The sequence below is a fragment of the Dactylosporangium sp. NPDC049742 genome (assembly GCF_040674675.1).
GTDB classification, from domain to species: Bacteria; Actinomycetota; Actinomycetes; order Mycobacteriales; family Micromonosporaceae; genus Dactylosporangium; species Dactylosporangium maewongense.
Genome location: NZ_JBFANF010000056.1, coordinates 59716 through 84258 on the forward strand (window position 1 = coordinate 59716; position 24543 = coordinate 84258).

20 protein-coding genes and 1 pseudogene are annotated in these 24543 nt (G+C 72.8%); 18 read left to right on the forward strand and 3 right to left on the reverse strand.

Features of this window, described 5'->3' with window-relative positions; translation table 11 throughout:
* The first annotated feature begins 761 nt into the window (after nucleotides 1-761).
* From AB0J72_RS44550 to AB0J72_RS44560, 3 genes are all read left to right on the forward strand, one after another.
* A complete protein-coding gene (locus AB0J72_RS44550) occupies nucleotides 762-3503 on the forward strand; it encodes a LuxR C-terminal-related transcriptional regulator (protein WP_363411330.1) in 2742 nt (913 codons plus the stop codon).
* Nucleotides 3504-3645: 142 nt separating this feature from the next.
* Complete coding sequence (locus AB0J72_RS44555) at nucleotides 3646-4332, forward strand: PP2C family protein-serine/threonine phosphatase (RefSeq protein WP_363411332.1); 687 nt, start codon at nucleotides 3646-3648, stop codon at nucleotides 4330-4332.
* A 332-nt stretch (nucleotides 4333-4664) separates the two neighbouring features.
* A complete protein-coding gene (locus AB0J72_RS44560) occupies nucleotides 4665-5513 on the forward strand; it encodes a hypothetical protein (protein ID WP_363411334.1) in 849 nt (282 codons plus the stop codon).
* A 332-nt stretch (nucleotides 5514-5845) separates the two neighbouring features.
* Here AB0J72_RS44560 and AB0J72_RS44565 read toward each other — a convergent pair whose 3' ends face one another.
* A complete protein-coding gene (locus tag AB0J72_RS44565) occupies nucleotides 5846-8521 on the reverse strand; it encodes a LuxR C-terminal-related transcriptional regulator (protein WP_363411336.1) in 2676 nt (891 codons plus the stop codon).
* A 67-nt stretch (nucleotides 8522-8588) separates the two neighbouring features.
* Nucleotides 8589-9461 carry a formylglycine-generating enzyme family protein gene (locus tag AB0J72_RS44570; protein WP_363411374.1) on the reverse strand — a complete coding sequence of 291 codons (873 nt, stop codon included), beginning with the start codon at nucleotides 9459-9461 and terminating at the stop codon, nucleotides 8589-8591.
* A 327-nt stretch (nucleotides 9462-9788) separates the two neighbouring features.
* Here AB0J72_RS44570 and AB0J72_RS44575 point away from each other — a divergent pair, with 327 nt between their 5' ends.
* Complete coding sequence (locus tag AB0J72_RS44575; protein ID WP_363411338.1) at nucleotides 9789-10598, forward strand: hypothetical protein; 810 nt, start codon at nucleotides 9789-9791, stop codon at nucleotides 10596-10598.
* A 601-nt stretch (nucleotides 10599-11199) separates the two neighbouring features.
* On the forward strand, nucleotides 11200-11682 hold the full coding sequence (locus AB0J72_RS44580; protein WP_363411340.1) for a DUF1269 domain-containing protein: 483 nt from the start codon (nucleotides 11200-11202) through the stop codon (nucleotides 11680-11682).
* Between the two features lie 84 nt (nucleotides 11683-11766).
* Here the strand turns inward: AB0J72_RS44580 and AB0J72_RS44585 are convergent, their stop codons facing one another.
* Nucleotides 11767-12408: a hypothetical protein gene (locus tag AB0J72_RS44585; RefSeq protein ID WP_363411342.1), complete on the reverse strand. Its 642-nt coding sequence runs from the start codon at nucleotides 12406-12408 to the stop codon at nucleotides 11767-11769.
* 320 nt (nucleotides 12409-12728) lie between these two features.
* Here AB0J72_RS44585 and AB0J72_RS44590 point away from each other — a divergent pair, with 320 nt between their 5' ends.
* The 13 genes and pseudogenes from AB0J72_RS44590 to AB0J72_RS44650 all read left to right on the forward strand — a co-directional run bounded on the left by AB0J72_RS44590 (nucleotide 12729) and on the right by AB0J72_RS44650 (nucleotide 24462).
* A complete protein-coding gene (locus tag AB0J72_RS44590) occupies nucleotides 12729-16076 on the forward strand; it encodes a LuxR C-terminal-related transcriptional regulator (protein WP_363411344.1) in 3348 nt (1115 codons plus the stop codon).
* Nucleotides 16076-16513 (forward strand): hypothetical protein, encoded by a 438-nt coding sequence (locus AB0J72_RS44595; protein WP_363411346.1) that lies wholly within the window; start codon nucleotides 16076-16078, stop codon nucleotides 16511-16513. The genes AB0J72_RS44590 and AB0J72_RS44595 overlap by 1 nt, the downstream gene beginning before the upstream one ends.
* Nucleotides 16506-17336: a hypothetical protein gene (locus AB0J72_RS44600; protein WP_363411348.1), complete on the forward strand. Its 831-nt coding sequence runs from the start codon at nucleotides 16506-16508 to the stop codon at nucleotides 17334-17336. The genes AB0J72_RS44595 and AB0J72_RS44600 overlap by 8 nt, the downstream gene beginning before the upstream one ends.
* Nucleotides 17337-17349: 13 nt before the next feature.
* Entirely contained in the window at nucleotides 17350-18924 is a 1575-nt protein-coding gene (locus AB0J72_RS44605) for a hypothetical protein (RefSeq protein WP_363411350.1), read from the forward strand.
* Nucleotides 18925-18961: 37 nt separating this feature from the next.
* A complete protein-coding gene (locus AB0J72_RS44610) occupies nucleotides 18962-20611 on the forward strand; it encodes an NAD(P)-binding protein (RefSeq protein WP_363411352.1) in 1650 nt (549 codons plus the stop codon).
* 62 nt (nucleotides 20612-20673) lie between these two features.
* Nucleotides 20674-20853, forward strand: a pseudogene (locus AB0J72_RS44615) (trehalase-like domain-containing protein); the annotation flags it as partial.
* 67 nt (nucleotides 20854-20920) lie between these two features.
* Nucleotides 20921-21241 (forward strand): hypothetical protein, encoded by a 321-nt coding sequence (locus AB0J72_RS44620; protein WP_363411376.1) that lies wholly within the window; start codon nucleotides 20921-20923, stop codon nucleotides 21239-21241.
* Nucleotides 21180-21503: a glycoside hydrolase family 15 protein gene (locus tag AB0J72_RS44625; RefSeq protein ID WP_363411354.1), complete on the forward strand. Its 324-nt coding sequence runs from the start codon at nucleotides 21180-21182 to the stop codon at nucleotides 21501-21503. The genes AB0J72_RS44620 and AB0J72_RS44625 overlap by 62 nt, the downstream gene beginning before the upstream one ends.
* Before the next feature lie 31 nt (nucleotides 21504-21534).
* Entirely contained in the window at nucleotides 21535-22056 is a 522-nt protein-coding gene (locus AB0J72_RS44630) for an endonuclease V (protein ID WP_363411356.1), read from the forward strand.
* Between the two features lie 23 nt (nucleotides 22057-22079).
* Nucleotides 22080-22403, forward strand: coding sequence for a PadR family transcriptional regulator (locus tag AB0J72_RS44635; protein ID WP_363411358.1), 324 nt, complete (start codon nucleotides 22080-22082; stop codon nucleotides 22401-22403).
* Complete coding sequence (gene lepB / locus AB0J72_RS44640) at nucleotides 22400-23020, forward strand: signal peptidase I (protein ID WP_363411360.1); 621 nt, start codon at nucleotides 22400-22402, stop codon at nucleotides 23018-23020. Before AB0J72_RS44635 ends, lepB begins: the two co-directional genes overlap by 4 nt.
* A gap of 98 nt (nucleotides 23021-23118) precedes the next feature.
* Nucleotides 23119-23553 carry a hypothetical protein gene (locus AB0J72_RS44645; protein ID WP_363411362.1) on the forward strand — a complete coding sequence of 145 codons (435 nt, stop codon included), beginning with the start codon at nucleotides 23119-23121 and terminating at the stop codon, nucleotides 23551-23553.
* A 225-nt stretch (nucleotides 23554-23778) separates the two neighbouring features.
* A complete protein-coding gene (locus tag AB0J72_RS44650) occupies nucleotides 23779-24462 on the forward strand; it encodes a hypothetical protein (RefSeq protein ID WP_363411364.1) in 684 nt (227 codons plus the stop codon).
* The last annotated feature ends 81 nt before the right edge of the window (nucleotides 24463-24543 follow it).

The window sequence follows — 24543 nt, forward strand, 5'->3', positions numbered from 1 at the left end:
CCGGTCTTGGCACATTCACGGACGAACCATCCAAACCAACAACCTGCCCCGGGCGCAATGATCCCAACCGCCGAACGGCCACGCAGCGCGCCCGGTATGCCCTCAATGCGGCTTCCTGCGATGTGCAACTTGCAGAATGGCACGGGTTTGAGCGAAAAGCCCGGCATCGATGAGGAGTGTCGTTGATGACATCGTTGTAATTCTACGTAAATAACATCGATGTTCGGCATCCTGATGAGTAGCCAGACGCACCCACATGAGTAAAAACCGTGTCGACATGCCGCTGCGGCACCAGGGACGATCGAAGCAGGCATGCGTGAAGGGCCCGGTTCCGGTCGAACCGGACCATTCCACACACCCCCGCCCAGCGCCGCGCGACCCCTCCGAAGCAGGGTTCACGCTGTGTAGCCCCGAGTGCTGTCCGTCAGAACTGACACGGACAGCAAAACTGGACAAATAACACGTATTACCCCAGCACCCGCACACCCGCTGTACTCCAGGGCGCCGCTATTAATTGGGGGGTATCTATGAATAGAACGCTCAATCATGAGATGTTCGTCAATGTTTGTACTCCTACAATCGAAGCAGCTAAATATGGGGTCTCCCCTCCGGACGCGTGGAGATCTATGGTGGTCGGCGTCGGTTGTCCGACGAATTCCATCCCTCGGTGAAGGGTCGCCCAGCACGTCTGAATCGCGTCCACGGGAGTGACGGTGCAGAGCAGCCAGCACGGCGTTCCACGCGAGAGCACTCTGGACAAGTTGGCGCACAACGACGCCGCCGAGCGGTTCCGTAGCTGGACAGGGCCGAGCCGGCCGATCGAGACACCCGCCGCCGAGCGGCGCGACGACGCGCCCGAGCTGCCGGCGGTACACCTCGCGCGAGACCGGCTCATGGAGCAGCTCGACGCCGCGGTGTCACACCCCGTGACCCTGCTGTGCGCGCCGACCGGCTGGGGCAAGACCGTCCTGGTGGCGTCGTGGATCGCCGCCGGCCGGGCACCCGGGCGCGCCGCGTACGTGCGGTTCGAGGCCAACTGCGGGGCCGGCGCGTGGCGGCAGCTGACGAACGCCCTCACCGCCGCCGGCATCGCCGTCGACCCGGCCACCTACGCGTGGAGCAACGCCCACCACTACGAGCGCGCCGTCGTCGTCCTCGACGACCTGCACCACGTCGCCAACCACACCGTGCTGAGGCGGCTCGAGCGGCTCATCACCCGCCTCGGCGAACGGATCAGCTTCCTCATCCTCGCCAGGACCGAGCCGCCCCTGTCGCTGTACCGGTGGCGGGTCCGCGGCCAGCTCAACGAGCTGCGCACCGATCACCTCGCCCTCACCCAGGACGAGGTCGCCGGCCTCGCCGACGGCTACGGGGTGCGCCTCGCCCAGCACTTCCGCTACGCGCTCTGGCACGTGACCGAGGGCTGGCCGGCGGCGGTCGCGGTGATCCTGTCGGCGATGGTCGGCCGGCACGAGCCGGAGCGGCTGGTCACCGACATCGTCCTGGGCCAGGCCGGGCTCAACGAGGAGGTCGGGCTCAGCGAGTACGTCCGGCGGGAGATCCTGCAGCACCTCGACCCGGAGATCCGCGAGGTCATGCTGCGGACCTCGATCCTGGAGACCGTCTGCCCGGGCCTGGTCGAGGCGCTCACGGGCGGCCGCGGCGGCGCCCGGCTGCTCGCCCAGATGAGCCGCGCGAACTCGCTCGCCAGCTTCTACGGCGGCTCGCACTCCTGGTACCGCTACCGCAGGCTGCTGCGGGCGATGCTGCGCGCCGAGCTGCGCACCACCCTGTCCTTCGCCGAGGAGCGGGCCCTGCACCGGGCGGCGGCCGGCTGGTACGCGGCGAACGGGCTGCCCAGCGACGCCCTGACGCACGCCATCGCGGGCGGCGACTGGGTCTCGACCGAGCGGTTGTTCCTCCAGTACTGGCCGGAGCTGGCCGGCTCGGGACCGCGGGCGCTGACCACCCGGGACGGGCCGCAGCCGCCGCACGACATCGCCGATCGGCCGATGCTCGCCTTCGCGCTCGCCCTGTCGTGCCGCGACACCGGCGACATGGTCGGCATGTCGGCGTTCATCCGGCTCGGCGAGCGCGGCCTCGGCGAGGCGCCGGGGGCGCTGCAGGCCGAGCTCCTCGCGGCGATGCGGCTCGCGGAGGCCGCCGCCACCGAGCACCCCGACCGTGCCCACGAGACCGCGATGCGCCTGCTGGAGCGCACCGAGGACGCCGCGGCCGAGCACGTCTTCGCGGACTCCGCGGACGCGGCGCGGGCCGTGGCGCACCTGACCTTCGCCGGCGCGGCCGTGGCGGGCGGCCGGCTCGACGAGGCCGACGCCGAGCTGGAACGCGGCGCCGACCTGGCCCGCAAGTCCGGCTTCAACCTGCTCACCGTGCAGGCGAACCGCCTGCGGGCGGTCGCGCACCTCAGCCGCGGCCGGTTGTCGGCGGCGGCGGCCTGCGCGCGGCGGGTCCTCGACGGCTGCCGCGACGCGGGGATCGCCGAGTCGCGCAACATCAGCTACGCCCGGCTGGTGCTCGCCACCGTGTGCCGGGAGCGCGGCCAGCTCGACGAGGCCCGCTTCCACATCGAGGAGAGCGTCAACGCCAACGCGGTCCCCGACCCCAACGGCTGGGTCAGCGGGTCGATCGCCCTGGCGCTGCTGCTCTTCGACCGCGGCGACCACGCCGGCGCGCTGGAGGCGCTCGAGCCGCTGATGGACACCAGGGCGGGCGTGATGCCGCGCTACGCCGACGTGGCGGTGCGGGCGCTGCACGCGGACCTGTGCCTGCTCGACGGCCGGATGGACCAGGCGCACACGGTCATCGCCGAGGCGCTGCGGCACTGGCCCGGCTCCGACGAGCCGCTGCTGGCGCTCGGCCGCCTGCACCTGGCGGAGGGGCGGCCGGCGGCCACCGCGCAGGTGGCCGAGCGGATCCTCGACGAAGGGCCCGGGTCGCTGGTCACCGTCGTCTCCGCGACGGTGCAGCTGGCCCAGGCGCTGCGGCAGCTCGGCGACCTGGCCGGCGCGTCGGAGCAGATCGACCAGGCGCTGCGGATCGCCGGCCCGGAGGGGATCCGCCGGCCGTTCGACGGGCACGCCGGCTGGATCGCGGAGGTCCTCGCGTCGCCGCCGGTGCTCACCCCACCCCGGCAGCGCGACCCCGAGCCCGCCGACCCCGAGCCTCTCGCGGCGGCCCCCGTGTCCCCCGCTGGGTCCCCTGGGTCCCATACCGGGTCCCCTGCCGCGTCGCCCGGCGCGCACGACGGTCTCGCGGCCTGGTCCGCGCCCGCGGGCGAGCCGATGCCCGACCCGCTCACCGAGAAGGAGGCGCAGGTCCTGCTCTACCTGCGCAGCATGCTGTCGGTCGCGGAGATCGCCGCGGTGCTCAGCGTGTCGACCAACACCGTCAAGACGCACGTGCGGCACGTGTACAGGAAGCTCGGCGTCAGCCGGCGGCGCGACGCGGTGCGCCGGGCACGGGAGCTCAGCCTGATCTGACGCCTCACCCGCCGGTGTGGGACCGGCACCCCCGCCAACCACCCTCTGTGGGCGAGCCACCCACCCGGCCGTGAGGGCCACGATATGGGCGGTCGCCGGTGCTTCCGCCGCCGACCGACGTAGGCCTCAGGGGTGTGACGTGGTGACGACGGATGTTGCGGTCAACGGTGTGCGGGTCGGCGTGCGGTACGCGGTGGCGGACAGGATCGCCGGTGTCGGCGGTGACTGGTTCCTCGGCACCGCCCTGCCTGGCGGCGACGTGCTGCTGGCCGTCGGCGACGTGATGGGCCACGGCCCCGACGCGGCCGGCACCATGCGGCAGCTCCGGGCGTCGATGACGGCGCTGGCCCTGGCCGGCGACGAGCCCGGCGTGATCCTCGCCGCGCTCAACCGGATGCTGTGCCGGCGCCGCGCGACGGTCCTCGCCACCGCGGTCTGCGGCCGGTTCCGCCCCGCCGACCGGATGCTCGTCTGGGCCCGCGCGGGCCACCTGCCGATCCTGCGGGCCAACACGGACGGGGTCGGGCCGCTGCGCCAGCCGCCCGGGATGGCGCTCGGCGTCGAGCCCTGCGCCGTGTACCCGCAGGCGACCGTGCGGATCGAGCCCGGCGAGCTGCTCTTCATGTACACCGACGGCGTCGTCGAGCGCCGCGACCAGGCCATCGACGAGGGTGTTCAGGGCCTCGCCGACGACGTCCGGGCCGCGATGCGCGCGTCCGCGCCCGCCGAGCACCTGGACCGCGCGCTGGACGGGGTGCTGGACATGGCCTGGCGCGGCAACCTCGACGACGACGCCTGCCTGCTGGCCGCCGAGCCCGTGGCCGGGTAGCCCCACCCGCGGCGGCTCCCCCGTCCGCGGCGCCCCCACCCGGGGCGGCTCCCCGGTTCCTCCGGCGCCTCACCCATCGAGGGTGATCCCTGATCACCCGCCTCCCTCGAATCATCTTCCCCAGGCACGACGTGGACGTTCCGGGCGCGCGGGCGGCGCGTCCGGAACGACCATCCGGGCCTGTTCCGGGGGGAACAGAGAAACAACGGGGGAGATAGGCCGTGCCGGTCCTGGTTTCGACCGGGGCCGGCACGGCCCACACGTATTCCCGGACTGTTTCCCACTTGAAACCGATCCTGCAGACGGCAGAGGCAGTAGGGAGAGTACGGCGGATGGACAGCGGCGGCGGTGTGGTGAAGGAATGGACCACGTTCGGCACGACGATGCTCGCGCTCGTTGGCACGTTGAACGTCTCGCAAGGGCTGCTGGTGGGGTTCGCCAGCGGCGGTATCGGGTTCAACAGGAATGACGTGGCGTTCACCAGCGCCACCACCTGGGCCACCGCGACGGTGACCCTCGGCGTGCTCCTCGGCGTCACCGGGTTCGCGCTGCGCGCCCGCAAGACCAGCGCCCGGGCCGTCGCGGTCAGCATCGTGGCGCTGCACGCGATCTCGCAGCTGGCCATGCTCCGGGCGTATCCGGCGTGGTCGCTGCTGATGATCACGCTCGACGTGATCATCCTGTTCGTCCTGACCGTGCCGAAGGGCAGGGCGGCCGCCGCCGGCGTCGAGCCGGAGGAGGCGCCGATCGCGTCGGTCACGAAGCTGGCGCTGCGGCGCAACAGCCGCAGCGACCGGTACCGGGGCCGCCACAAGGCCGGTCGGCCGATCGTGCGCCACGAGGACGTGATCCTGGTGGACATCGTCGAGGAGCTCGAGCCCGCGGTCGGCAGGGCCCCGGTGGGCACCGACATCGACGTCATCGACCTCGACTCGCCGCAGGTGTGGGTCCGGGCGGTCGGGCACGCCACCGTCCCGATGATCGTCGCCGAGCCGGTGCACGACATGGACGACTTCGTCGCCGTGCAGTGCGCCTCCCTCGACCCGCTCATGGACCCGCTGCCGGTGCTCATGGCCGCGCAGGCGGACACGGCGATCATCGAGGGTGTGATGGTCGAGGACGACGAGGAGATCTCGGAGGAGCTGGCCGCCATCGGCGCCCGCCCGTACGTCACCCAGTAACTCGAACACCCCACCGCCGACGGCGGCGGCGCCCCCAACGGAGTGGGCGCCGCCGCCGTTTTTGTGTCCGTTCGGGTGTCCCCGGACGGTGTCCGCCGATGGTCCCGCCCGGGAGGCCGAACGGCGCGAAGCGGCGCCGTTCGGGGGAGACCGGGGAGACGCGACACGAAGGCAGCGCGTCCTGGGGAGACCGGGACGACGCGACGCGGAGCGACGGCCCTCCCGGAAACCGGACGGCGCCACGGCGGCGGCAGCCCAGGAGACCGGACGGCGCACAAAGCAGCGGCCCCCGGGGAAATCCCCGGGGGCCGCTTGCCGTGGCCGGCGAGCTGTCAGAGCAGGTTCAGCTCGCGGGCCCGTTCGATCACCTCTCGCCGCCTGCCGACCCCCAGCTTGCGGTAGATGTTCTTCATGTGCGTCTTCACCGTGTTGACGGACACGTAGAGCATCGAGGCGATCTCGCCCGCGGACAGGGTGCCCTGCAGGTAGCGCAGGACGGCCAGTTCGCGTTCGGTGAGCGGCTCCGCCAGCTCGCCCGCCGCGGCGGCCGGGCGGCCGAAGCCGTTGAGCTCGGTGGCGATGTCCTCGGCGACGCCGCGGTAGCCGCTGCCCGCCGGCAGGTAGGTCACCAGCAGCTCCCGGACCGGCTGGCCGCCGGCCACGAACGGCCAGCGGATGCCCTCGTCCTCGGCGCAGCGCAGCGCCTGCTCGAGGGCGCGGCCGGCCTTGCTCCGGTCGCCGAGCGCGCGGAGCGCGCGGGCGCAGGTGAGGTTGGCGTCGACCGTCCACACCAGCGAGCCGGTGGTGTACTCCAGGAACGGCTGCACCGCACCGAGGGCCGCCGCGGGGCGGCGCTCGGCGAGCGCAGCCTTCGCTCGGACGACACCCAGCCACGGCGTCAGCAGATCCACCGGCTCCAGGTTGAGCAGCCGCTTCGCCGCCTCCACGTCGCCGGCGGCGAGCCGCAGCTCCGCCTCGGCGAGCGTGACGCAGTGCTGGAGCCGGGGCGTGTACCGCCAGTCCGCGAGCTGCCGCCGGATCGCGGCCAGCTCGGTGCACGCGGCCCGGGCGTCGCCGGCGGCGGCCCGGATGTGCGCCCGCGACATCGTGGCGACCGCGACCAGGCCCGGGTCGGCCAGACCGCCGCCGTCCAGGGCCCGGTCCAGGTAGTGCTCGGCCGCCCGCACCCGGGCCTGCAGGTAGCAGACCTCGGCGACGGTGAGCTGCGCCCAGACCACGTCGCTGCCCTGCGTCTGCCCCTCACGGTCGGCGAGGGCCAGGGCCTCCTTGCCGTAGCGCATCGCCGCCGTCAGCCGCCCGCGGGTCGCGTTGAGCTGCGCGAGCTGCCGCAGCGCGGCCAGCTGCGACTGGATCCCGCCGCAGCGGCGGGCCAGGTTGAGCGCCTCCGTGAGCGCCAGCTCCGCCGCCCCCAGGTCGCCCTGCAGCAGCCGGGCGCCGCCGACGGCGACGAGCGCGAGCGCCCGCATCCGCGCGGTGTCCTGGTCGTCCAGGCCCATGTCGTCGCGCAGCAGCTGCGGCGCCGTGGCGAGGATCAGGTCGGGCTTGCCCGACTGGTGCGCCTCGGCCATCCGGAAGCTGTCGACGATGGGCTGCAACGCCGTGCGGGCCGACTCGACCAGCGTGTGCTGCGAGCGGTCGACCAGGTGCAGGAACGTCTCCGTGCCCTGCGGGTCGCTGGCGTCCAGGCGCTCCGCGGCGAAGGCCAGGGCCAGCCGCGGGTCGTTGCGGACCTCCTGCGGCGGCGGCGGGACCAGCTCCTTGATGGTCCGCAGCCGCGCCCCCGGCACCAGCTCCTGCCAGCTCGCGGCGAGCAGGTCGGAGGCCTGGCCCCAGTTGCGGGCGGCGAGCGCGTGCCGCAGCGCGTCGGCCGGCGAGTCGTGCGCGGCGAACCAGTCCGCGGCCCGGCGGTGCAGCTGCCGGACCTGCTCGGGCCGGCGGTGCCGCAGCTCGTCGTACAGCATGAGACCGAAGAGCGGGTGGCACCGGTACATGCCGGCGTTGCCGCTGCCCTGCACGACGAACAGGTTGGAGTGTTCGAGCTGCGCCAGGATGCGGGCTCCGTCGACGCGGCCCGTCAGCGCCTCCACGAGCTCGGCGCTGACCTGGTCGAGCACCGAGGTGCAGAGGACGACCTCGCGGATGTCCTCCGGCAGGGTGTCGAAGACCTCGCCGACGAGGTACTCGCCGAGCGCCCGGTCCTGCAGCGCGAAACGGGGCACCAGGCTGTCAGGCTCCGGGTGCCCCTGCACGGCGAGCGCGGCGAGTCGCAGCCCCGCCGCCCAACCTCGCATCACCGCGTGCAGCTCCACGAGGGCCGACTCGGCGAGCCGGACGCCGTGCGCGTTGAGCATCTGCGCGGTCTCGTCGAGGGTGAAGCCGAGCGTCCCGTTCCGCAGCTCGGCGAGCGCGCCGCGGATGCGGAAGCGGTACAGGGTGAGCGCCGGATCGGTCCGGCAGGCGATGACGAGACGCAGGCGGTCTCCCGCCTGGGAAAGCAGCGTCTCCAACTCGCCCCACACCCGCTGGACGGACAGCTCCTGCAGGTCGTCGAGGATGACGACGACCGGCGGGCCGGGCCGCCGCAGCAGCACGACCAGCTCGTCGAGTGCCTCGCCACCGTCGGTCGCCGCCGCGGTGACCTGGTGCTCCGCGGTGGCCGCCGCGACCGCACCCAGCACGTGTTCCCAAAAGCGCGGGCCGTGGTGCGCCTCGACCGTCAACCACGCCAGCGGCCAGGGAGATCGCCCGGCCGCCACCCATTCTGCCAGCAGGGTGGTCTTGCCCCACCCCGCCGGAGCGGAGATCAATGTCAAATGCCCCGCCACCGCACGATCCAATGCGTCCAGAAGACGCGGTCGTGGCACGTGATAGCGGGGCGGCTCAGGCACTGCGAAGTGCAGTGCGGGACGGGTGATGGTGTCAACGAGCGTTTTCTGCCCCAACGTTTTTCGCCCCCTCCCACCCACCGCAGCACGGCGGATGACCACGGGATTGTGAGGCGATTAAAGGTGAGGTCGCCTCACCCGTAGGGGGTGAACAAATAACAGTGCGTGTTCACCCGAGTCGGCGAACGCAACGAAAACCGACGTGACAGCTGCCGTTGTCGACCGCCTCCGGCTGTCGCGCCGCGGGGCGGAACCGGTGGTCATAGCCGGTGGAGCACAGGTAGGAGCCGCCTTTGACGACCCGGCTCGCATAGACGGCCGCCCCTGCCGGGGTGTCCACCCGCGGGTTGTCGGCGACCTCACCCTGGGGCTGGAGAGGATCATCACCCACGTCGAATCTGGCATTTCCGGACCGGTAGTAGTCCGACGTCCACTCCCACACGTTACCGACCACGTCGAAGAGGCCGTACGCGTTGGCGGCGAACGCCCCGACGGGGCTGGTGCCGTGGCCGCCGTCGCTGCGGTCCAGCCACGGGAAGATGCCGTGCCAGATGTTGGCCCGGCCCGGCTCGGGATCGTCACCCCACGGGTAGATCGCCTGGTCGAGCCCGCCGCGGGCGGCGAACTCCCACTCCGCCTCGGTCGGCAGGTCCTTGCCGGCCCACCTGGCGTACGCCGCGGCGTCCTCGTAGGCGACGTGGACCACCGGGTGCGCCGACTGGCCCCGGATGTCGGAGTCCGGCCCCCACGGATGTCGCCAGGACGCGCCGGGGCGGAACTCCCACCACACCCGCCAGTCGCGGAGCGGCACCGGTCCGGGCGGCTGCACGAACACCATCGAGCCGGGCTGACCTTCGTCTTCCGGCTGCCGCTCCGCCACCGTCTCGTAGCCGGTCTCGGTCGTGAACAGGGCAAACTCGGCGTTCGTCACGGGATGCGAGTCGATCCAGAAGCCGTCGACGGTGACCTTGCGCACCGGCGCCTCTTCCGGATAAAAGCCGTCCGCACCCATGGCGAACGTGCCACCAGGTATCCAGGCCATCTCCACGACCGCATTGTGCTGGCGCCGCCGGGTGAGAAGTCCTCACCCGGTGCGGGTGACGGGCGGTCCATCGATGGACGGGCGATCCAACTCACACGGGCCGGGTGATGTCCGGTCATCCGGTCGCCCCGAACGATCGGCTCAAAAGCACCGGTTCGCAATTTCCGCAAGGGAGGGAGGTCGCCACACGAGCTTCGCCGGATCCGGCCGCGGCGCCTCCTCTCTTGTCCGCCGCGGCCGGACGACGAACCTGCTCAATTTGGTCAGACCTGCCAGACCTGCCTCCTGCCGGTGCCCCGCTCGTGCAGAGGAAGGAACACAGTGGCCATGACCAAGAGCAGAGCCGTGTGGTTCGGCTGGGTCACCTTCGCGGCCGTCATGCTCGTCGTGATCGGGCTCCTCAACGTGCTCGAAGGACTCGTCACGCTGCTGCAGAACCAGGTGGCGTTCATCGACAACAACAGTCTCGTCGTGGTGAACCTGACCGGCTGGGGCATCCTCATGCTGGTCTTCGGCGGGCTGATGCTGGCCGCCGGGATCGGGCTGCTGTCCCGTAACAGCGTCGCCCGGGTGGCGGCGATCGCCATCGTGGCGGTGCACATGGTGATCCAGGTCGGCTGGCTCGGCGCATACCCGGTGTGGTCGCTGTTGATGATCACACTCAGCGTGGTGGTCCTCTTCGCGCTCACCGTCCACTGGTCGGAGTCCATGCCTCCCTCCGTCACGCCGGCCCCGGCCAGCCACCGGGCGGCTGACCGGGACTACCAGGCGGTGGACTACCAGGGGTACGGCAGCGGCATCCCGATGAACGCGCCGACCTCACCGCACCACCCAGCCGCGCAGACGTCCGGATCGGCCGCGTACGGGCCGAATGTGGGGCCCTACCCGCCGAGCGGGCCGTATCAGGCGGGCCGGCCGGGTCCGGCGGCCCGGCCGAACGAGGGCGCGCACAGCGCGGCGGAGGCGAGCCAGACGGGCCGGCACGGCGACATGCCCACGCCCGGCGAGGCACCGCAGCCGCCACGGTACGGCGACATCGGCGGGGCGGGCGCGCACTCCCGGCACGACGAGACGGCCCGGTGGTCGTCCGACCCGCCCCGGCACGCCGCGCCGACCTCGGACCACGGCGTGATCTGAAACCCGTGATCTGACAAGAGGCACACAGAAAGAACCGGGTGGCTGCCCCCATGGCAGCCACCCGGTTTCTGTGTCTGGAAACGCTTGAGGCGCCGACGCGGGCCTGGGAGCGCGTCGACGCCTCTTGCGCCGTCCTTCAGTGTTCAGACGTCTTATCGGGGCTGCTATGTGACTTGCGATGGGTGGGCGGCCTCCTCCGGATCAGCCGCCCACCCATCGGCTCCCGCCGCCCTCGCTGAAGAGCGCCCGGTGCGCAGGATGCGGGCCGTGTTCACCGCTCCTCCTGCCCCGTTGAGTACCCCCTGCTCAACGGTGTTCACCTGACGCCCCAGCTGGGTCGTCACGCCGGGGACCACCGACGACGTGACGCCCGCGGCTGGCGGGAACGGGCGGACCGTCATCGACGGTGCAGCAGTCACCATCAGGGCCGCCCGCAGTTCGTTCATGGCAGGAATCCTGCTGGCTGTCAGAGTGATGCGTCCTCACCCCGGTGGGGTGATCGGCCAGCGGGCACATCGTCACTCCGCACAGGTGGGGCCGGGCACGTCCGGCGCAGCGACGCTCGTCAAGGAATGCCCGACTCACGGAACGGAGCACCACCATGGCCACGTTGACCGTCTGGAAGTTCGACACCCCCGAGGGGGCGTCCCGCGCCGCCTCGAAGCTCCAGGACCTCGCGAAGGAGGGCCTGGTGACCATCGAGGACGCCGCCACGGTGTCCTGGGAGGAGGGCGCCAGCAAGCCCAAGACCCGGCAGATGCACAACCTGACCGGCCGGGGCGCGCTCGGCGGCATGTTCTGGGGCATGCTCTTCGGCCTGATCTTCCTCATCCCGCTGTTCGGCATGGCCGTCGGCGCGGCCGCCGGCGCCATCGCGGGCTCGCTGCGGGACGTCGGCATCGACGACGACTTCATCAAGCGCACCCGCGACGAGATCCAGCCGGGCACGTCCGCGCTGTTCGTGCTGACCACCGACGTCGTGGTCGACAAGGTCCGCGACGCGTTCGCCGGCGACCGGCCGAAGCTGCTGCACACCAACCTGTCCAAGGAGCAGGAAGAGCACCTGCACGAGGTCTTCGCCTGAATCCCCCCGCTTCCCCTCTCCCCCGGAGACGGTGACGCCCGGTGGTCCACAGTGGACCACCGGGCGTCTCGGGGCAGAACGTCTTCAGGCATTCGGCAGGTCGGCCATCTCCTTCTCCGCGGACTCGACCTCCGCGGTCAACTTGGCGTGCTGCTCGGACAGGGCGTCCAGCAGCTTCTTGGTGGTCTGCAGGCTCTCGGCGCCGATGGATCGGGTCGACGCCAGGAGGTTCTCGGCCGCCTCGCGTTGCCGCTGGCGGCGGGTGTCCCACTGCACGCGGCGGGACTGCTCGGCGCGGGCTTCCTCCGAGCGACGTTGCGCGAGCGCGGTCTGGAAGTCGCGGATCGCGTCCTCGGCGTGCTTGCGGGCGTCGGCGAGCAGCGCCTCCCCCGCGGTACGGGCGCCGTCGAGCTCCTCGGCGGCCCGCTTGCGCAGGTCGTCGGCCTCCTGCTCGGCCAGCTCGATCATCTGCTGGATCCGGCCACCGACGGCCTTCGAGGTCTCGTCGCCGCACGTGCACTGGCGGACCTGCGTGTTGAGCCGTTCGACCTTGCCCGCGAGCTGCTGCTCCCGGTAGCGCGCCGAGGCAAGCTCCGTCTCCACCGTGGTCAGCCGCATCTGCAGGGTGGCAATGTAGCGATCCACCTGGCCGCGGTGGTAACCCCTCAGGGCAAGCTCGAACCCGTTCTCGCCGCGGAGCTCGATCTCACCGACAAGCGCGCTCATCCTGGGCTCATCCCTCCCAGCCCGTCGACGCGACGGGCGATAGCGGGAACGCTGCCGACCAGTGTGGTGACCGCGCGTCATCCGTTCCGGGTGAGCCTCCTGCACGCGGCGCGCCGGTGCAGCGATGTCGATGGAACCGTTGCTACGCAAGGCAAACAGCCACATCGGCCGAGGGAAGACCACCCAGGCAGGGTGAGGCCCCGCAGCTTGGAGCGGTGCTTTGCTCGTCACGTTTGGCGAGGTATGAAATCGGGGGGCACCGAGTGTCGCAAGCGTTGGTACAGCAGGATCGCCGTGGAACGGCCCCGTCGACGTTGGCGGTGCCGGACCTCCCACCCGGATACGTGCTGCGCGACCGAGTCGTCGCGCAGCTTGACGTCGCTGTGCGCGCGCCGCTGACGCTGGTGACCGCGCCCGCCGGCTGGGGCAAGACCGCCGCCCTGGTCGCGTGGGCCCGCACCGTGCGGATCGGTGACGAGGTGCCCGTCGTGCGCTGGGTGACCGCGCACTCGCCGGACGGCGCCGACGTGCCCGGCCGGCTCCGCGGCGCCCTCTCCGCGGGTGATCACGCGGTGCCCGCCGGGGACCTGAAGCCCGACATCTACGCCGACGACCTGCCGCGCGCCGTCGACGCGCTCGACCACCCCCACGTCGTGGTCGTCGACGACGTGCGCGAGATCAGCGACCAGGCCGCGCTCGCGGAGCTGGAGGCGCTGGTCCGGCACGGCATGGGCCGCCTGCACCTGGTGCTGTCCTGCCGGCGGGATCCGGCGTTGCCGTTGTACCGCTGGCGGGTCAACGGCTCGCTGACGGAGGTGCGCACGACCGACCTGTCGCTCACCATCGCCGAGACCGCGCAGCTGCTGGCCGCGCACGACGTCGTGCTGCCCGGCAGCACCCTGTACGCGCTGCACTCGATGACCGAGGGCTGGCCGGCCGGGGTACGGCTGGCCGCGATGGCGATGCGCGGGCACCCGGAGCCGGAGCGGGTCCTCGACGACGGCGGCGCCTACAGCACCGCCGTCGGCGACTTCCTCACCGGCGAGGTCATCGAGCCCCTGCCCGCCGACACCCGCCGGCTGCTGCTCGACACGGCGGTCGCGACGCGCCTCAACGCCGGCCTGGTCGAGGCGATCACCGGCCGCGACGACGGCGCGCGGGTCCTCGCGGAGCTCAAGGGCTCCAACGCCTTCCTGACCCGCAACGCCGGCCCCGGCGGCTGGTACCGGTTCCACCCGCTCTTCGCCCGCACCCTGCACTCCGAGCTGCAGCGCCGCAACCCCGAACGCGTCGCCGAACTGCACCGCCGGGCGGCCGCATGGCACTCGACCTACGGGATCCCGGCCGAGGCGATGCGGCACGCGCTGCTCGCCGAGGACTGGACCGGCGCCGTCGAGACGCTGGACCGGCACTGGCCGGACATCGTCGGCGGGGTCCGCTACGACCGCCCCCACGAGGCCGCGCCGCACCCGCCGGCCGGCGACGAGCACGCGGACCCGCGGCTGGCCCTGGCCTTCGCCGCGGAGCGCCTGCGGGTCGGCGACCTGGAGGGCACCCGCGACTACCTGCGCCGCAGCAACCGCGCCGCCGACACCCCGCCCGCCGCCAGCACCGGCCCCACGAACCCGACCGGGACGCCCACGACGGGCCCGACTGCGACCACCACGAACCCGACCGGCCCGACCGCGACCGGCCCGACCGCGACCGGGACGCCCGCGACCGGGACGCCCGCGACTGGGACGCCCGCGACCGCCACGAGCCCGACCGGCCCGACCTCGACTGGGACGCCCGCAACGGGGACGCCCGCGACCGGGCCGACCACCACCGCCACCGCCGGAGCCACGGACGCGGACGTCACGAACGCGCCCGGCCGAGACGGCGGCAACAGCCCCGCCGGAGCCACCAGCACCAACGGCACGAACGGCGGCAACGGCAACGGCGAGACCGGGCCGGCGAGCGCGACCGCCACGAGCACCGGCACCGCGACCACCTTCGTCACGAACACGAACGGCACGAACGGGATCGGCACGAACGCGTCCGCCGGAGAAGGTGGCAAGAGCACCGGCACCGGACCCACGAACGCGCCCGCCACCGGCGGCTCCGCGGGAGGGACCGGCGCGGGCGGTCCGGTCGGCATGAACCGCGCGGCGTACGGGATGGGCGCGAACGGACCGACCGGCAACGTCGGCGCGACCGTCGGCCGCTCCGGGCCGGCCGGGTCCGGTGTGCCGGCCGCGCTGCACGTCCCGACCTCGAACGGCGGTGGTGCGACGGCCGTGATGACCGCGCCCGCGCCGAGCGGGACGTCCGCCGGTACACCCGCCGCGAGCCCGGTCGCGACAGCCGGCGGCACACCGAAGGATCAGGCCGCGGCGAAGGCGCCGGGCCGGGTCAGCGCGCGGATGATGGCCGGGTTCATGGCCGCCGAGGCGTGGCTGTCCGGCGACCCGCGCAGGACGCTCGCCGCCCTCGGTGAGCTCAACCGGCCCGAGGACCAGACCGACGAGGTCCGGGCACTGTCCATGTTGGACGAAGGCGCGGCCCGGCTCCGGCTGGGTGAGCTCGCCGCCGCCGGAACGCCCCTGCACGGGGCCCTGGTGCTCGCCCAGCGCACGGGCATGGCGCAGACCCAGGTGTGCGCCGCGGCGCAGCTGTCGGTGCTGGAGGCGGCCCGCGGCAGGCTGCGGGCGGCGGCTCGGCTCGGCCGGCAGGCACTGGTGACCGCGGACCGCTTCGGCATCACCGACGCGACCGACCTCGGCTGGGTCCGGATGGCCCTGGCCAGCGTGTACGGCGAATGGGACCGCATCGCGGAGGCCGACCGGCTCCTCGACGAGGGCCTCGACCTGGCCGCCGGCGACCCCGACCTGCTCGTCGCGATCGCGACGGTGCGGGCGAAGCTCCGCCACGGCTCGGGCCGGCTCGCCGCCGCCCTGGAGGTGCTGCACGCCGCCCGCCGCGAGCTCGGCGGCGCGCCGCTCACGCCCAGCGTGGAGCGGGCCCTGGCCCTGACGGAGGCAGAGCTGCGAATCAGCGGCGGGGACCTGGGCGCGGCCCGGCGACTCGTCGCGACCGGCGGCGACCCGGACGTGTACCCGGGATGGGCCGCCTGTGTCGACGCGTCGGCGGCGCTGGTCGAGGGCAAGGCTGCCGCCGCCGCGTCGACCGCCCAGCAGTACGCGACCCCGTCGGTGGACACGGCGCTGACCTGGACCGTGCACGCCGCGATCCTGACGTCCCTCGCCGGCCGGGCGCTCGGCGACCGCAACCGCGTGCTGCGCGGCCTGGAGGTCGCCCTGGACATCGCGGAGGAGGAGAGCTTCCGCCGGCCGTTCCTCGTCGGCGGGCACCCCGTCCGGGACCTCCTGGCCAACTTCGCGCCGCTGCTGCCCGTGTACCACCCCCTCGCGGCCGAGCTGGCCGCCGGTTCGTCGCCGCTGGCGGGCGGCGGGCGGGGCGCCGACGGCAGCCTCGTCGAGCCGCTCACCGAGCGGGAGCTGACGGTGCTGCGGTACCTGCAGGGCACGATGTCCAACCTGGAGATCGCCTCGACGCTGTACGTGTCGGTCAACACCGTCAAGACGCACGTCAAGAACATCTACCGCAAGCTGCACGCCGGCCGTCGGCGCGAGGCCGTCGAACGGGCGCGGGAACTGCGGCTGCTGTGATGCTCGTCCGGGCCGTCGACGAGGGAACCGGACCGGCGACGGCCGCCACGCACCGCTGTGTCTGGGCGGCGCTCGCGGCCACCGTCGCCTGGCCGGCGCTCAACGTCGGCGGCGTCACCCACCCGCAGGCCGCCGCCGTCGGGGTCGGCCTGCTCACGGTGCTGCCGCTGCCGGGGCCGGCGCTGGGCGTCGCGTTCGCCGCCGGGCTGGTCCTGATGACCGGCCAGCCCTTCGCACCGCTGTTCGCCCTGGCCGCCGCGTCGCTGATCGCGCTGGTGGGCGTGCCGGCGCAGCACCTGCCGAGGTGGATGGGGCCGCTGTCGCTGCCGACGCTCGGGGCGACGGCCCTCTTCGCCGGGCTCGTCGCCGGACTGCCCGGGGTCCTTGCCGGACTGCTGCTGGCGAGCGCCACCTCGGCGCTGATCCGGCGTGCTTGAGTACCTCCGCGGGCGGCGTACCGCGATCGTTCGCCGGCAGGCGGGCGCGGCGCAGCGGGCCCTCGCCGGCGCCTCCGGGCAGCCGCGCGTCGGCCCGTTCTGGCCGGCCGACAACTGGGTGTTCGTCGCGTACGCGGCGGCCCTCGCCTGCGCCGCGATCGCCGCGCTGGGCATCCACTGGCTCGGCGCGCCGCCGCTGGGCCGCACGGTCCTGGCCGCGGTCGGCGCCGCGGGGTTCCTGCTCGCCGGGCTGCACCTGGTGAGGACGCCGGCGAGCCGGGAGCGGTCGCTGCGGCAGTACCTCACCGACCCCCGCGACCGGTCCATGTTCGAGGAGGCCGCCGCGTACGCCGACCGGATCGTGCTGACCTGGCCCGCGCTGGAGCGGCTCGGCGACCCGACCGATCCCCGCGACACCCTGGAGCGCACGCTGTGGGACCTCGCGCACGCCCTCGCCGAGCGCGGCGAGCTGCGGACCGCCGCCCGGGCGCTGCGCGCGTCGGTGGGCGAGCCGATCGGCGCGGGGCTGCTGTTCGCGGCCGTCACCGACCGGCAGGCGGAGCTCACGCAGCGGCTGACCGAGGTCGACGCCGAGGTGAGCCGGCGGGTCGGGCAGCTGCGGCACCTCGCCGCGCTGTGCCAGGGGTTCCTGGACCAGCGGGCGGCGCAGTCGCGGGCCCGGGTGCGGATCGACGCCGCCGACGCGCTGCTCGGCGCGATCAGCGGCCGGCCGCCCCGCGACGCGGAGCCCGCGGAAACACTGACAGAACGGACGGAAACGGTACTAGCCGCATACCGCGAACTGGCCGACGAATTCGAGTAGCTACCCTGCCGTGGTGTTGAAAACCAGGCTGTTGATTGGTTCGGGGACCGCCGTCGCAGCCGTGGGGCTGTTCTTCGCATACCTGCGGATGGCGTACGCGTTCCCGATCAACAGCGACGGCGCGAGCAACGCGCTACAGGCCTGGGACATGTTCCACGGCAACCCGCTGCTATCGGGCTGGACGCTGTCCGACGTCGCGTTCTACCCGACGGAGCTGATCCAGTACGCGATCGTCCAGGTCTTCACCGGGCCGACCGTCGACCAGATCCACATTGCGGCCGCCATCACGTACACGATGATCGTGCTGCTCGCCGCCGCCCTCGCGAAGGGCCGCGCGACCGGGCTCCAGGCGTGGCTGCGGGTCGGGGTGACCGTCGCGATCCTGCTGTGCCCGGTGCCCGGCACCGGCTACCAGACGCTGCTGTCCTCGCCGAACCACACCGGCTCCGCCGTGCCGCTGCTGCTGGCGTGGGGGGCGATCGACCGGATGCGCGACACGAAGGCGAAGCCGGTCGTCGTGGCGCTGCTGCTGGGCTGGGGTGCGTGGGGGGACCCCCTCGTCACGTTCGTCGGCGCCGTCCCGCTCGCCCTGGTGTGCCTGGTCCGTGCGTGGCGGCTGCCCGGACCGCTCCGGAGCCGCCTGACCAGCATGGACTTCCAGCTGGCGCTCGCCGCCGGCGCGTCGGTGGCCCTGTCGCACCTGGCGACCTGGGCACTGCACGCGATCGGCGGCTACCACACGCCGAAGCCGCCGATCGAGCTGTCGCCGTGGGACGAGTGGTTCGGCCGGGCGCACATGACGGCGCGGATGCTCGGCGTGCTGTTCGGCACCCACCGGCCCGGCTGGCAGGGCAAGTGGATCCAGCAGGGGGTGTCCTACCTGCACCTGATCGGGTTCGTCGTCGCGCTGGTCGCCGTCGCGATCGTGCTGCTGCGGACGCTGCGCGGCACCGCCGACCGGGTCGAGTCCATCATGGCGATCGCGATCTGCTGCGACATCGGCGCGGAGATCGTGTCGACGCTGCCGGTCGACCTGATGGCGGCGCGGGAGATCTCGCCCGTGCTGCCGATGGCCGCGGTCATCGCCGGTCGCGTCGTCGGGCCGCGGCTCATGGCCGCTGACGGGCCCGCCGGCCGGCGGTTCACGGCCCGCTGGCGGCAGGGCGTGCTGGCCGGCGTGCTGGCGCTGCTCACGCTGAACCTGGTGGCGTACTCGCCGCCGCGCGCCGAGGCGTCCGAGGGGCAGGAGGTCGCCGACTGGCTGCAGGCCCGCGGGCTCACCTACGGCCTCGGCGCCTACTGGGTGTCCAACAACATCACCGTCACCACGCACCGGAAGGTGACCGTCGCGCCGGTGATCGGCGACCACGACCGGGTGATCCCGATGTGCTGGCAGTCGAAGACCGACATGTACGACGCGGCGCACGACGCCAGGTTCATCGTCTTCGAGAAGGACCGCCCGTTCTACGGCACGCCGGCGCAGGCGATGCGCATGTGGGGGTCGCCGAAGCAGCGCTTCGACAGCGGCCGCTACGCGGTGCTGGTGTACGACGTCAATCTCCTGGCAGGGTTCCCGCCACCCTGCTGACGCCCCAGGCTCACCGGACGTTTATACAATCGTCGATGTGCGCCGGTTCGTCGTCTGGGGTGACAACGCTCTCGCACGGCGGCTGGTCGGCGAGCTGATCAACAGCTACGGCGCGCAGGTGACGGCCGTGGTCCCGTCCCTCACGCAGAACCTGGCGCCCGAGATCGCCGAGCTGTGCGCGCCAGACCCGTGGTCGATGGTGGTGCAGGAGCGGCGGCTGACGGCAGCCACGTTCCTGCGGCCCGAGCTCGCCGACGCCGAGGCGATCGCGTTCGTCGACGCCGACGACGTCGCCAACGTCGACGCGGCGCTGATCGCCCGGGAGGCGCTGCCCGACGTCCGGGTCGTGCTGCGGATGTTCAACACCGTCCTCGGCGCGGGCGTGGCGTCGCGGGTGCGCAACTGCGCGGTCCTGTCCGCGTCGGAGATCGCCGCGCCCGCGTTCGTCGCGGCGGCCCTCGGCGACAACACCCCGACGTCGATCCAGCTCACCGACGGCCAGCGGCTCGCCGCCGTCGACCGCGCGCTCGCGAACCCGGCCGACATCCGGTGCGGCCTGGCGGACACCGCCGCCGGCGTCACCCTGCCCCCGGACGACGCCGCCGACCTGGTCCTCGTCAGCGTCTACGGCCAGGTCCAGCCGGCGCCGCGGCGCGACGGCCGGCATCCGCTGCGGATGACCCGGCTCGTGCTCAAGGGCGGCCTGCGGCGGGTCCTCGTGGGCGTGTTCGCCCTGATCGCGACCGGCAGCGTCGTGGTCGCCACCGTCCGGGACCTGAGCCCGTGGCGGGCACTGTACGTCACCGTGCTCACGACCCTCGGTGGCGCCAACGCCGACCTGGAGGCCGGCCGGATCAGCCAGGCCGTCGACCTCGCGCTGGTCTTCGCGGGCGTCGCGGTCATCCCGGCGGTCACCGCTGCCGTCGTCAACACCCTCGTCAAGGCCCGCCTGAAGATCGCCGCCGGCGGCCTGGCCGTGCCCGTCGGCGACCACGTGATCGTCGTCGGCCTCGGCAACGTCGGCGCGCGCGTCGTGCAGGGCCTGCACGACCAGGGCATCGACGTGGTGGCCGTGGACCGCGCCCCGACCGCCCGCGGCGTGGCGGTCGCCCGGGCGCTCGGCATCCCGGTGATCCTCGGCGACGCCAAGGACACCGAGACCCTCGAGGCCGCGTCGGTGGCCACGGCCCGCTGCCTCGTCATGGTGACCACCGACGACGTCACCAACCTGGAGGCGGCCCTGCTCGCCCGTTCGCTGCGCGCCGACCTGCGGGTCGTGCTGCGACTGTTCGAGGAGGACTTCGCCCGGCGGATCAAGGTCGCCTTCGGCATCAACCACTCCCGCAGCGTCTCCTACCTGGCCGCCCCCGCCTTCGCCGCCTCGATGGTCGGCAGCGAGGTCGTCGACACGATCCCCGTCGGCCGCCGGGTCCTGCTCGTCGCCGAGGTCCGCGTCGGCGCCCGCTCCCTGCTGGAGGGCCGCCCGTTCCACGAGGTCGGCGTCGCCGACGAGCTCCGTCTCGTCGCCGTCCAGACCGGCCGCCCCGGCCTCGGCCAGGGCGTCCAGACCTTCTGGTGGCCCGAACGCAACCGCGGCCGGACCCTCGACCGCAGCCACACGATGATCGTCGTGGCGACCCGCGCCGGCCTCGTCTCCCTGCTGGAGCGCTCCGCCGCCCGCCCCTGACACCCCGCCGCTCACCCTTTGCGGGTGCTGGCGGGTCACCCGGGCCGGGCGACCGTCGAGGCATGGAATTCCCACCTATCGAAGGCCACGGTCTGATCGGTGACCTGCAGACGTCGGCGCTCGTCGCGCAGGACGGCACCATCGACTGGCTCTGCGCGCCGCGGTTCGACTCGCCGAGCCTCTTCGCCTCGCTCGTGGCGGGGAGCGCGGGCGGGTTCTGCCGGCTGCGGCCCGAGCGCGACGACTTCGTGGCGCGGCAGCTGTACCTGCCCGGCACGGCGATCCTCGTCACCCGGCATGATCCTGTCGATGGGGCCGGAGCACACCGCGCGGACCGCCTCCGTCGACGAGCTCTGGCGCCTGTACGACGAGACCCGGGACTTCTGGCGGACCTGGGTGGGGCGCTCCACGTACCGCGGCCGCTGGCGGGAACACGTCGAGCGCTCCGCGATCACGCTCAAGCTGATGACCTACGCGCCGACCGGTGCGCTGGTGGCCGCGCCGACCGCCGGCCTGCCCGAGTTCTCGGTCGCGCAGCGGCCGCAGGCACAACACGTACGGCCGGGTGATGAGCTGGGTCGCCTTCGACCGCGCGATCCGCCTGTCGCACGACCTCGGCCTGCCCGGTGACGTGCCGCGCTGGACGGCGCAGCGCGACGCGGTCTTCCGGCAGGTGATGGAGACGTTCTGGTACGTCGACGCCCTGGCCCGCTCCGGGCGGCTCGACGACGCCCGGCTCACGTTCGAGAAGATGCTGACCTACAGCAACCATCTCGGCCTGTACGCGGAGGAGATCGGCCCGACCGGCGAGCAGCTCGGCAACTTCCCGCAGGCGTTCTCCCACCTCGGCCTCATCAACGCCGCGATCCGCCTGGACGAGGCCCTGCGCTGACCCGCGGCGCCGGGCTGGTTCACTTGCCGGTGTGAACCCGCGGCGGTACGGAGCCATCGACGTCGACTATCCGGACACCGGGGGCGCCCGGGGTGCGCTGGTGGTCGCCGGCGAGCCGACGTTCGGCACGCTGCTCGACGAGCGCGTCGCCTGGCTCGACGACGTCGCCCCGTACGAGCCGGGCGCCTTCTACAAGCGCGAGCTGCCGGCGGTCCACGCGCTGCTGGATCCGCTGCCACCGCTCGACCTGCTCATCGTCGACGGATACGTCGACCTGGACCCGGACGGCCGCCCGGGCCTCGGGGCGCACGTCCGCGACGCGCTCGGCATCCCCGTGGTCGGCGTGGCGAAGACCGCGTTCCGCAGCGCCACCCACGCCGTCGCCGTGCGCCGCGGCGGCGCCGACCGGCCCCTGTTCGTCACCGCGGCGGGGATGCCACTGCCCGACGCGGCCGCGATGGTCGCGGCGATGGCCGGAGCGTTCCGCCTGCCGGACGCGCTGCGCCGGGTCGACGCCCTCGCCCGGGGCCGCGCCACACCTTCCCAGCGATAGTCTTCATATGTAGAGTTTCAGGTATGCCGAGGTTGCCGCACTCGTCGCCACAGACGCTGCACGTCTTCGAGGCCCTGCTCGCCGCGCCCGACGCGTGGCGGTACGGGTATGACCTGAGCCGCGAGACCGGGCTGGCGTCCGGTTCGCTGTACCCGATCCTGATGCGCCTCGCGGAGGGGGCGCTGCTGGAGACCCGCTGGGAGCCGGCGGAGCAGCCCGGGCGTCCCCCGCGCCACCTGTACCGGCTGACCCAGGACGGCGCGGCGCTGGCCCGCTCGCGCCTGGCCCGGCGCGCGGCGCAGGCAGCTTCTCCGGCGCCGCGCCTGCACCCGCGGACCGCGTCGTGAGCGCCGTCCACCGGCTGGCCCGCGGCGTCCTGACCGTGGCGCTGGCCGGCAGCCGCAGCCCGTGGGGCGCCGCCGTCATCGCCGAGCTCGACGAGGTCAAGGGCACCTGGCCGGTGCTGCGCTGGACGGCCGGCGGCCTGTGGGTCGCGGTGCGGGAGCGGCGCCGGGTCCGCCGTGCCGTCGTCGCGGCCCTGGTCGCGGCCGCCGCGCTGGCCGCGTTCCAGCTCCGCTCGATCCCGTCGGGCGCGATGGCGCCGACCCTGTCCATCGGCGACCACGCGGTCGTCGACCGGCTCTCGTTCCGGCTGACGGGCATCGACCGCGGCGACATCGTCGTGTTGCGCGCCCCGTCGGGGGCCGACGGCTCGTTCACCACCGTCGACAGGGTCATCGGCCTGGCCGGCGACACCATCGACTGCGCCGGCGGCAGGGTGCGCCGCGACGGTACGCCGCTGGACGAGCCCTACATCCACGGCGCGCCCACCGACTGCGCGCCGGTGACGGTCCCCGACGGCATGCTCTACGTCCTCGGCGACAACCGCGAGGTCGCCCGCGACTCCCGCCACTACGGTCCCGTGCCCGCCTCCGGCGTCACCGGCCGCGTCCTGCGGGTGTGATCCCCGTGGCACGTTTCGGGGATTCGACGGTCCGCAAGATTGACTAACGTTGTCTTCGACAGCAACGGAAAACACACCGGACACCGGGGAGAAATGCAATGAGCGAGTGGGACAGCGGCGACAACGGCGACCACGGCTACGACGGCGGCACCGACTACGGTCACGTGGAGGCCGGTGCGGACCACGAGTCGCTGGACCAGCTGCACCAGGTGCACGCGGCTGACAACAACTACGACTCGAACTTCGGCGTGTACGAGCAGGACTCCGCGTCGGCCGAGTCGACGTCGTTCGACCAGGGTCACCACGTGTCGTTCACGGACCCGTCGGGTGCGCAGTACGAGGAGTCGGACTTCACCTCGTACGACCACAACGAGGCCAACGCGGACCACGTGTTCGCCGCGGAGGGTTCGGAGCACTCGTCGGCGTCGGAGTACGACCAGCTCGACGCCCTGCAGGCGCGCCTCGACAGCACGTTCGCCTCGGGCACCGAGCTGCACACCGGCGGCGGCGCCTACGGCGTGGCCTCCAACTAAGCATCCCAGCACCGCTCCCCGGAGCGTTTCCGATGGCCGGCACCCTGGCGGGGGCGCCGGCCATCGGCGTTTCTCCACCAGAAGTCGCTGTGCAAGTCCTGCCGCACAACGCGAACGCTGCAGGCTCAGCTCGCGGTGAGGACGACCCGGGTCCGCTCGAACCGTCGCACGCCGAGGTCGTCTTCGCGGATGAGGTAGTCCAGCGTGCCGACGTCCCACCAACACATGCCCGCCATCGTCGTGGAAGTCGAGCACCGGGAGGGTGAGCCACTCCTGGGTCCGCCGGGCGACGCCATCCCGGCTGTCGTGCCACCAGGTCCAGTGCCGCTCGTCCGGGGGTCCGCCGATGAAGCTGACCTCATCGCGGTGACGAATGCCGGCGATCTCCGCCGCCACGTCCAGGCCGGTGTCCAGCAACGCCAAGCGGGGCACCGGTGGCAGGCCGGCCAGATCGAGTTGCATCAGAATCGAGCGGAGCTCGCCATCCTCGACCGCCCGCCGCTCGGCGGGTTCGTCGAGCGCGGCCGTGGACACTCTGCCGACCGTGAGCAACCGAGCCAGGTCATCGCGCAGGTCGGCCTCGGTCGGGTCGACGCGGGTGCGGGCGGTCCTGAGCGGATCGGCGACCGCGAGGGAGACGTCCGGTCCGGGCAGCCCCCACAGCCGCTGCAGGTCGGACGTGAGCGTCAGGCTGAGACGCACCTGGTTGCCGACGGCCGACACCTGCCGCAGCGTCGCACCGGGATGGAGTGTCAGGTGGCCGGCGGACGAGCCGGACAGCACAACACCCAGCGACCACAGCGACGGCTGGCCGTTCGAGGGGAGGTTCAGCGTGAAGTACGAACCGGGCCGGGGTCCGACATCCAGACCTCCAAGCCTCTTCGCTTTCGGGTCTGGAAATGCGAGTAGCCCCAGCCTGATGGCTGGGGCTACTGCAAAATTTTGTCCGGCGGCGTCCTACTCTCCCACACTCTCTCGGGTGCAGTACCA